We start from the raw sequence: 8903 nt of genomic DNA, 5'->3' as shown, positions 1-8903 counted from the left end.
CGGCAGGGCGGTGGCGGCGGCAGGCACGCCAAGCCGGTCCCGCCGCAGCCGGTCATCGAAGGCCAGGCGGTCCCGGCCGCACTGCGCAGGCCGCCGGCGGGCGCAGCGGGTTTGACCTACTCCGGGCCCGCCGAGGGCGGCGGAGTCGCGCGCAGCGGTGGCAACAGCCAGCCCAACCGGGCCGCGCAGCAGGGCGCGAGCAGGCGTGAGCGGCGGGCAGCGGCGCGCGCGCAGGCCAAGAAGGCGAAGAAGGCGCGGCGCTGACCGGCCGCACGCGGTATCGCAGGACAGGCGTTGACGAAGCCCGCGGGGCGCGGCCCCGCGGGCTTCGTCGTGTCTTGTGCGATTTCTCCGCTCGGGCGCCGACCAGGCGCGGATCCCCGTCAGGCGACGGTCGCCTGCCGTCGGCCTGCCTGCGGCTGGATCACGTCGAAGTCGGTGACGGTCCAGCCGTGCCAAGAAGCACGAAGCAAGCCGGTGACGGCAACTGCTCGCCCTCTGGCCGGAAGGTGCACCGTCGCGCACATCTCGACCACGTCGGTCCCCGTGCGGCGGATGTGCACTCGCCGAACGAGGAATCGCGCGCCGACGTCGAGCCCACGCCACCGGCGGAGTCGGCTCAGCAGGTCTACGCTGACCTTGCCGCGCAGGCTGGCGACGGACCGTCGTCCGGTCACGACCTCGAGCAGCGCCGCGAGCAGGGTGCGAAGCTGCGCGTGATCGGGCTCGGGCGGTACCTCGGCACTCCTGGGCCTCGGCCCGGGGTCGGGCGCGGCCAACCGGATGGGCCGGACCGGGATGCTCAGCTGTCCGGCCCGGAGCCGGTCGGCTTGCCGCCCTGGGCAGGGCTCGGTGGACACCGCAAGCCGCAACAGGCCTGTGGAGTTCTGGGCAACTCGCACGTGTTCCTCCCCCAGTTCGGTGGCGGCCCCACGTCCGCCGTTCACTGGAACAGAGACAGCAACCCCCTGGATCCGGACAAGATTCACTCGATTGGGCGAGTCGCCGATGGTGGGTCAGCACCGGGGAACGGGCTGGGAGTGGCCGTGGGAGTCCAGCCGTAGCCCCGGCAGGCCCTCGGGATGCCCGCCGCTACCAGGGATCGACGCGGGTCACGCCAAGTCGCGGCGCACAAGCTCGAAGCACAGCACTGCCGCGGCCGCGGCCACGTTCAGCGACTCCACGCCACCCCGCATCGGAATGGACAGCTCCGCGGTCACCATCTTGCGCACGTCCGGGCCGATCCCTGCGGTCTCGCTGCCGAGCACGAACACCGCCCGGTCGGCCAGCGGGGCCGTGAACACCGAGTGCTCGGCATCCGCTGCCAGCGCATACAGCGCGTAGCCCGCGTCGGCCACCGCTCGGGCCGCCTCCACCGCCGTCGCGCATCGCAGCATCGGGGCGCGGAAAGCCACGCCTGCGGAGGCCTTGACCACCAACGGATCGATCGACGCCACCCCGCGTCGCGGCACGATCACTCCGTCGATGCCGGCGGCGGTGGCCGTGCGCAGGATCATGCCCACGTTCGCCGGGGTGGTGATGCCGTCCAGCAGCACCATGCGTCGCGGCGCGTCCTTGTCCAGCGCGTCGGCAAGGGGTCGCATCCGCGGCGCCACCACATCCGCCAGTACGCCTTGATCCTGCTTGCCGTTGCCCGCCAGGACCTTCACCCGGTGGGCGCTGGCAGTGGTCACCGGCACGCCCCGCGCCCGGGCCGCCTTGCGGATCTGGCTCACCACCGGCCCACGGGAGCCTTCGGCGAGCACCACCTTGTCGATGGTCAGGCTCTCGTCGGCCAGTGCTTCCAGGACGGGCTTGCGGCCGTAGACGGTGACAAAGCGATCCTTGGGGGAGACCACGAGTGCAGCGTATGCCAGGATCGAGGGCATGCCGGATCGACTGTCCGCGCTCGACGCGTCCTTTCTCTATCTGGACGGTCAGGCGACACCGATGCACGTCGGCGCGGTGGCGATCTTCGAACGGCACACCGGTTTCGACTTCGACACGGCACTGGCGCTCGTCCGTGATCGGCTCGGCTATCTGCCCCGGTATCGCCAGCGTGTGATGCACGTGCCGGGGAACCTGGCCCGCCCGGTATGGGGCGACGACGTCGACTTCGACATCAACTACCACGTGCGCCGCTCGGCGCTGCCGTCGCCGGGGACCGACGAGCAACTGTTCGAGCTCGTCGCCCGGCTCATGGCCCGGCCGCTCGATCACGACCGGCCCCTGTGGGAGGCCTACTTCGTCGAAGGGCTCACCGACGACCGTGTGGCGTTGGTGACCAAGACCCATCAGGCCTTGGTGGACGGCATCGGCACGATCGAGCTCGGCCAGGTCGTCCTGGAGCCGACGCCGACCGAGCCGGACGAGTCCGCCAAAGGCGACGCAGACCCGTGGCGGCCGGCGAAAACCCCGTCACGGCGGGAGCTGCTGATCGACGCGGTCACCGAGACCGTGCAGCAGCCGAGCCTGCTGGTGGAGTCCGCGCGCAACGCTGCGGGCGATGCCGTGGCGACCATCTCCAAGCTCGCCGGGGTGCTGGGGAGCGCAGCCTCGGCGTTGCGCACGGTGGTGCGCCCTGCCCCGGCGAGCCCGCTGAACGTCACGGTGTCCGGCGGCCGGGTTCTCGCCGCGGTGCGCACGCGCTTGACCGACTACCGCACCATCCGTGCCGCCCGCGGCGGCACGGTGAACGACATCGTGCTGACCGTGGTCACCGGAGCCATCCGGGAGTGGATGCTGACCCGTGGCGTGCAGCTGAGCCAGGAGTCGACCGTGCGCGCGCTGGTCCCGGTCGCGGTGACGGACCCGGCCACGCCCGGCTATTCCCCTGCCGGGCTGGTCGGCAACCAGGTCGATGCGCACCTGGTCGACTTGCCCATCGGGGAACCGGACCCGGTGATCCGCCTGCAGCACATTGCGCACGCGATGGCCAGGCACACCGCGTCCGGGCGAGCCGTGGCGGCCCGCTCCCTGTTGCGGCTCAGCGGCTTCGCTCCTGCCACACTGCACTCGCTGGGCGCCAGGACGGCGGGCAGCCTGTCCGACCGCATCTTCAACGTGATCGTGACGAACTCACCCGGACCGCAGCAGCCCATGTTCGCCGCGCAGGCGAGGCTGCTGGAGATGATCCCGATCATCCCGTTGATGCGGAACCAGGCGCTGGCGATCGGTGTCACGTCCTACGACGGAGGGGTCTACTTTGGGCTCAACGGCGATCGCAAGGCGGTGTACGACATCGACGTGGTGGCTGCCGGCATCCGGCAGTCGCTCGACGAGCTGAAGGGAGCGGGCGCATGAGGGTCTACCTACCCGCGACCGTGAGCATGCTGCGCGAGCTCAACGAGAAAAGAGAGCTCGCCCCGGTGGACGGCACGGCGTTCGGGCTCACCCCGACGTTGCGCGAGTTCTACACCGGAGGCACGGAAGAGGAGTTGGAGTACGTCGCGCTGCTGGAAGCGGCCAGGGCTTCGTTGCGCCTGGTGGCCGCGGAGCTCGACGCAGGTAGCTCCGATCCGCCGCGCCGAGCGGTGGTGGCGGCCGACATCGACGACGTGGAGCTGCGCCCGGATCTGGACGCCGCCGTGGTGCGTATCTCCGGCACGGTACCGATGAAAGCGGTGGCCGCCGTGCACGTGGACGCTCCGGAGGCCGAGGAGGCGGTGCGCGCCGCTGCCGAAGTGATCGACGAGGCCGATCTCGGCGACGACGACGCGGAGTTCGCGCTGGGCGAGGCGGAGGACCACGAGCTCGCCTGGTATGCGCCGCAGGAACTGCCGTTCCTGCTCGAATTGCTCTAGCCGGCCCGCGCGCGGTCGCGCGGTCGCCGGGCATACGGTGACCCAGTACGAGACGGGAGCGCATCTGAGCCTGCCCGCGCGCAGTCGCCGGGCATTGCGCACGTCCCAATGCCGCACTGTGGGTTCGTGTCGATACCGGCGGTGGCCGCTGGCCCGTGCACAGCACTTGTGGTGCCGTGATTCTCGGTCGCTGGCGTCGGGTCGTTGGATCGGTGATTGGTTCCGGTGGCGCTGTCGGTGCTGACGGCGGTCGGCTCGGGTCTGGACCGGGTTGCACCAGCTGCGTCGACGGTTCGTCGACGACTCCATGCTCGTGGCGGCGTGGCGCGAGTGGCGCGGGACGTGCGCTTGTTCGGTCGAACAATGCGCCATGGGGTGGGTGGTTCGAGCGAACAAGCGCACAGGGCGGTCATGCGTGCCACGATGGGGGCAAGCCCACAAGGCAGCGAAACCCCTCAGGAGAGCGCCATGGATGCCATCACGTCCGTCCCGCCGCCGCGCAACGAGCCGGTGCTCGGCTATGCGCCCGGCAGTGCGGAGCGCGAGTCGTTGCAGAAGAAGCTGGCCGAGCTGAAGGAGAGCAAGGCCGAACTGACCCAGACCATCGGCGGTGTGCAGCGCATGGCGGGCGGTGAGCCGTTCACCGTCGTCGCGCCGCACGATCACAGACACGTGCTGGGCACCAGTGCGCAGGCCACCGAGCAGGACGTGGCCGACGCGGTGGAAGCGGCCAAGAAGGCAGCGCCGGAGTGGCGGGAGATGCCGTTCGACGAGCGGGCGGCCATCTTCCTGCGGGCCGCCGACCTCATCTCCGGGCCGTGGCGGGACACGCTGAACGCGGCCACCATGCTCGGGCAGTCCAAGTCGGTGCAGCAGGCGGAGATCGACGCCGCGTGCGAGCTGATCGACTTCTTGCGGTTCAACGTGCACTTCGCGCGGCGCATCCTGGCCGAGCAGCCGGTGTCGCCGCCTGGTCAGTGGAACCGCTCCGACTACCGGTCGCTGGAAGGCTTCGTCACCGCCATCACCCCGTTCAACTTCACCGCGATCGCGGGCAACCTGCCGACCGCCCCGGCGATCATGGGCAACACGGTGGTGTGGAAGCCGACCCCGACCCAGCAGCTGGCCGCGCACTACACGATGCGCGTGTTCGAGGAAGCCGGGCTGCCGCCGGGGGTCATCAACATGGTGACCGGCGACGGCAAGGCGGTCAGCGCGGTGGCGCTGTCCGACCCGGACTTCGCCGGGCTGCACTTCACCGGTTCGACCGCCACGTTCAAGCTGCTGTGGACCACGATCGCGCAGAATCTGGACCGCTATCGCAACTACCCGCGGATCGTCGGCGAGACCGGCGGCAAGGACTTCGTCGTGGCACACCCGTCGGCGCAGATCGACCCGCTGGTCACGGCGCTGATCCGCGGCGCGTTCGAGTACCAGGGCCAGAAGTGTTCCGCGGCCTCGCGGGCCTACCTGCCGAGGTCGCTGTGGGAAGGCGGGCTGCGTGACCAGCTGGCCGACGTGACCAAGACGATCCGCTTCGGCGACGTGACCGACTTCAGCAACTTCGGCGGCGCGGTGATCGACGCCAGGGCGTTCGCCAAGCACGCGCAGCTGCTCAGCGACGTCCGCTCGGATGCCGAGATCGAGGTGCTGGTCGGCGGCAACTGCGACGACTCGGTCGGCTACTTCGTCGAACCGACGGTGCTGGTGTCGAGCAACCCGCACCACAAGGTGTTCGCCACCGAGTACTTCGGCCCGATCCTGGCGGTCACCGTCTACGAGGACGACGAGTACTCCGAGGTGCTGCGCCTGGTCGACAACACCAGCCCGTACGGGCTTACCGGCGCGGTGTTCGCCACCGACCGGGCCGCGATTCAGGAAGCGTTGACGACGTTGCGGTTCGCCGCGGGCAACTTCTACATCAACGACAAGCCCACCGGCTCGATCGTGGGGCAGCAGCCGTTCGGTGGCGCCCGGGCGTCGGGCACCAACGACAAGGCGGGCTCGATGTGGAATCTGCTGCGCTGGACCAGCCCGCGCTCGATCAAGGAGACGCTGATCCCGCCGACCGATCACACCTATCCGCACATGGGCTGAGCGCCAAGACATGAGCTGACCGTCAAGCCGGCGGCGGCCCTGCGCCGGGGACTTCGGTGGACGGCCCCGGCCGTGGGCTGCTGGCGGGCTGCCGGGTCCGGTGGGCGATCGGGCGATGAGCCGGATCGGGATCGCCGGCCCCGGTCGATGTCCGGCTCTGGTCGACGCCGCGCCGGCGACTGGTGCGGTGGCGGGCCGGCTCCGGCCCGGCGTCGCCCTGTCGGCTCGCGGCCTGGTGTCGCGCCTGGCATCACAGTGGCCGGCTCGGCTCCGGGCCGGGGGTCGTGTTGCTGACTCGCGGCTTGGTGTCGCGTTACCGGCTCGCGGCCCCGTGCTGCGTGTCGGCCTGCCTGGGCGTTGCGTTGCTGGTCTGCCGGTCGGCCCTGGTGTCGGCTTGTCGGATGGGTGGCCGGTCCTGGTGGCGCTGTCAGTGCTGACGGTGGCCGGTCAGCTCCGACCCCGGGGCGCGCTGTCGGCAATCGAGGGTGGCCGACTTGGCTCTTGCCTGCTGGCCCGCGGCCCGGGTGTCGTGCTACGGGCCCGTGACCGCCCGGCGGTGAGCCGGTGGCGAGCTGCCAGCAGGCTGGTGAGCTGCCAGCAGGGTGGCGAGCTCCTAGCAGGGTGGTGAGCTGCCAGCAGCGGTAGTTGGCCTGGCTGCCACTGTCCGGTTGCCACCGTGCCGTCGGAGTGGCGTGCCCGGTCCGGTGAGCGCCAGTACACCGCGGCCGGCCGCAGACGCGGCTACCGGGACGGCAAATGCTTGCCCCAGCGGCCTGCTGCTGTGGTGACATCGCCGCAGCCAGCCATGTCCGTGCTGATCGCCCGGCTCAGCTGATCGCCCGGCTCGGCTGATCGCCCGGGCCATCTGCCACGTCGGCCACTGGCCCGCCGTGCCGACCGCGCACAGCAGACGCACGACGAAGGCCCCGCACCGGCGGGTGCGGGGCCTTCGTCGTGCAGTCGCCGATCAGAAGCCGATCAGTTCGGCGTGCTCGGCATGCCCGGCACGCTCGGCGGGGTGGAACCCGTGCCACCCGGCATGCCCGGCGTGGAGCCGGTGCCGCCCAGGCCCGGCAGCTCCATCTCGGTGACCTGGTCCGGCGACGGGACCTGGATGTTCACCGGCTCGCCCCAGTTGGAGTACTTGGCGATCATCCTGGCCGACTCCATGCCCTCCGGCAGCTCCTCCTTGGCCTGCTTGGCCACGTCCGCCAGCACCGGCCCGAGGTTGACCTCGATCTGCACCGGCAGGTTGTCGCTGTTGAGGTAGACGTCCATCGGCACCGAGTCGATGGTGACGCCGTCCGGCAGCTGCTGGCCCATGCCCATCTTCTTCGCGAGCTCGCCGAAGTCCAGCTCCACCGAGTACTTGGTGACCGGCTGCCCGTCCACCTGGGTCTGCTCGGTGGACGTGATCTTGCCGTTCTCCTTGATCATCTCCAGCGTGTTGGCCGGATCGGAGAACTCCGAGCCCTGGCCGAACTGACCCGCGCCCGCCTGGTCGATGGACATCTTCATCCACTTGTCCGTGTCGGGCCCGCCACCAGGCATGCCGCCCGCGAACCGCATGTACATGGTCTTGCCGACCATGATGGTTTCCATCTTCAGCGGCTCGCCGGAACCGGACATGCCGGGCAGCTTCAGGTCCATGGTGGACGTCATGGCCACCTTGCTGTCCTCGCCGGCGTACTCGGCTTCACCCTCCGCCTTCAGGTTCAGCATCGCGCCCATGTCCATCTCGATGCTGAACTTCGACGTCTTGGCCTTGGCCGTGCCTTCCTTGGCGGCGTTGATCAAGCTCTGCGCGTCGTTGAAAACACCGCTCTGGCTGGTGTTCTGCTGATTGTCCGCGCCGGTCGGGGTGCCCCCCTCCTTGTCGCCGCAGGCGCTGACCGTCAACGCCAGGGTCAGCGCGCCGGCGGCGATAAGTGCCTTCCGCATCTGGTCTCCCTCTCCTGTTGCTCGTGTCTGGTCATCATCCGACGAATCCGAGCTCCCGTCAGGTTTTCATGCCCGGAATCCTCCGGCGACTCGGGGTCACCTTCCGGGCCCGGTCGGGGGATCAGCCCATCACCCTCCTGCTCCCGGCAGCGGTTGGTCGGAGATCTGGTCGGCCGGTGGTGGCTCGACGTCGACCTCGACGCCCCACTCGGTGAAGTCCGTCCGGGCATAGGCCTCGTCGAAGCTCATGCCAGGCGGCAGGTTCTGCTGCCCGCCTGCGCTGTCCATGATGGCGTCGACGACCTCGCGCATGTCGACGTTCAGGCGTACCGGCAGGTCCCGTTCGTCCAGGTAGACATCGACCGGGACGGCGTCCAGGTCGACTTCCGCCAACGCGGGGAGGTCCTGCATGCTGGTGCCGAAGTTCTTCATCACCTCGTCGAAGTCGACTTCGAAGGTGTACTTCGTCGTCGTCCGGCCGCCGATCGACACCCCGGTCTCGGTGTCCACCAGCTCCCCGGACTCCTTGAGCATGTCGAGCATCGTCCCGGGGTCGCTGGACTTCAGATACTGGTCGACGTTGATACCCGTGCTGGACAGCAGCTCGGGAAGGCTCGTCTTGTACCACGGCCTGTCGGGATCGCTGGGAAGGCCGGGCAGATCCGTGGGCATCCGCAGGTAGAAGTCGTCGCCGAGTTGCCTGCCCTCGAACTCCATCGTGCCCAGGCCCATGCCCACGCTGCTCATGTCGAACGTCATGGTCACCCAGCTGCGGGGATCTTCGCCGTCGGCGTAGCTGCTGGCGCCTTCGCCGGTCATCGCGATCGGCCCGAGCCGCATGCTCACCGTGAAGGCCACCGACTTCTCCTTGGCCGTGCTCGCCGATGCGGCGCGCACCAGGCTCGCGGTGTCCTGGTACTTGCCGTCCCCGACTCCGCAACCGCCCATGATCAACGTCAGTGCCAACCCGCCTGCCGTGATCAGCGCCTTGCGCATACCGCCCCCTGTTCCGCCGTGGCTTGCCTTGCTGTGACGCGCAGTAAGGTGCGTCGGTTTCCGGTA

Annotated in this window: 8 protein-coding genes; 4 read left to right on the top strand and 4 right to left on the bottom strand. The window is 69.6% G+C overall.

Features of this window, described 5'->3' with window-relative positions; translation table 11 throughout:
• Positions 1–264 (top strand): hypothetical protein (locus tag CXP56_RS10790; RefSeq protein ID WP_286900989.1); only part of this gene is annotated, 264 nt, incomplete at its 5' end.
• 119 nt (positions 265–383) lie between these two features.
• On the opposite strand, the gene CXP56_RS10785 is transcribed toward CXP56_RS10790, so the two are convergent.
• Positions 384–902, bottom strand: a complete 519-nt coding sequence (locus CXP56_RS10785) for an Rv3235 family protein (protein ID WP_051310159.1) — start codon at positions 900–902, stop codon at positions 384–386.
• Positions 903–1112: 210 nt separating this feature from the next.
• Complete coding sequence (locus CXP56_RS10780; protein WP_038045018.1) at positions 1113–1889, bottom strand: TrmH family RNA methyltransferase; 777 nt, start codon at positions 1887–1889, stop codon at positions 1113–1115.
• On the opposite strand from CXP56_RS10780, the gene CXP56_RS10775 reads away from it, so the two are divergent.
• The 3 genes from CXP56_RS10775 to pruA all read left to right on the top strand — a co-directional run bounded on the left by CXP56_RS10775 (position 1888) and on the right by pruA (position 5900).
• Entirely contained in the window at positions 1888–3303 is a 1416-nt protein-coding gene (locus tag CXP56_RS10775; RefSeq protein ID WP_028847694.1) for a WS/DGAT/MGAT family O-acyltransferase, read from the top strand. The genes CXP56_RS10780 and CXP56_RS10775 overlap by 2 nt on opposite strands.
• Positions 3300–3803 (top strand): DUF6912 family protein, encoded by a 504-nt coding sequence (locus CXP56_RS10770; protein WP_028847695.1) that lies wholly within the window; start codon positions 3300–3302, stop codon positions 3801–3803. Before CXP56_RS10775 ends, CXP56_RS10770 begins: the two co-directional genes overlap by 4 nt.
• 468 nt (positions 3804–4271) lie before the next feature.
• On the top strand, positions 4272–5900 hold the full coding sequence (gene pruA / locus CXP56_RS10765; protein ID WP_028847696.1) for an L-glutamate gamma-semialdehyde dehydrogenase: 1629 nt from the start codon (positions 4272–4274) through the stop codon (positions 5898–5900).
• Positions 5901–6878: 978 nt separating this feature from the next.
• On the opposite strand, the gene CXP56_RS10760 is transcribed toward pruA, so the two are convergent.
• Both CXP56_RS10760 and CXP56_RS10755 read right to left on the bottom strand, forming a co-directional pair.
• Positions 6879–7841: an SCO4651 family lipoprotein gene (locus CXP56_RS10760; RefSeq protein ID WP_286900987.1), complete on the bottom strand. Its 963-nt coding sequence runs from the start codon at positions 7839–7841 to the stop codon at positions 6879–6881.
• A 129-nt stretch (positions 7842–7970) separates the two neighbouring features.
• On the bottom strand, positions 7971–8837 hold the full coding sequence (locus CXP56_RS10755) for an SCO4651 family lipoprotein (RefSeq protein WP_286900986.1): 867 nt from the start codon (positions 8835–8837) through the stop codon (positions 7971–7973).
• Positions 8838–8903 lie beyond the last annotated feature (66 nt).

Source organism: Thermocrispum sp. (genome assembly GCF_002919275.1).
GTDB lineage: Bacteria > Actinomycetota > Actinomycetes > Mycobacteriales > Pseudonocardiaceae > Thermocrispum > Thermocrispum agreste.
The sequence above is the reverse complement of the archived record's forward strand: the minus strand, read 5'-3'. Positions and strand labels throughout refer to the sequence as shown.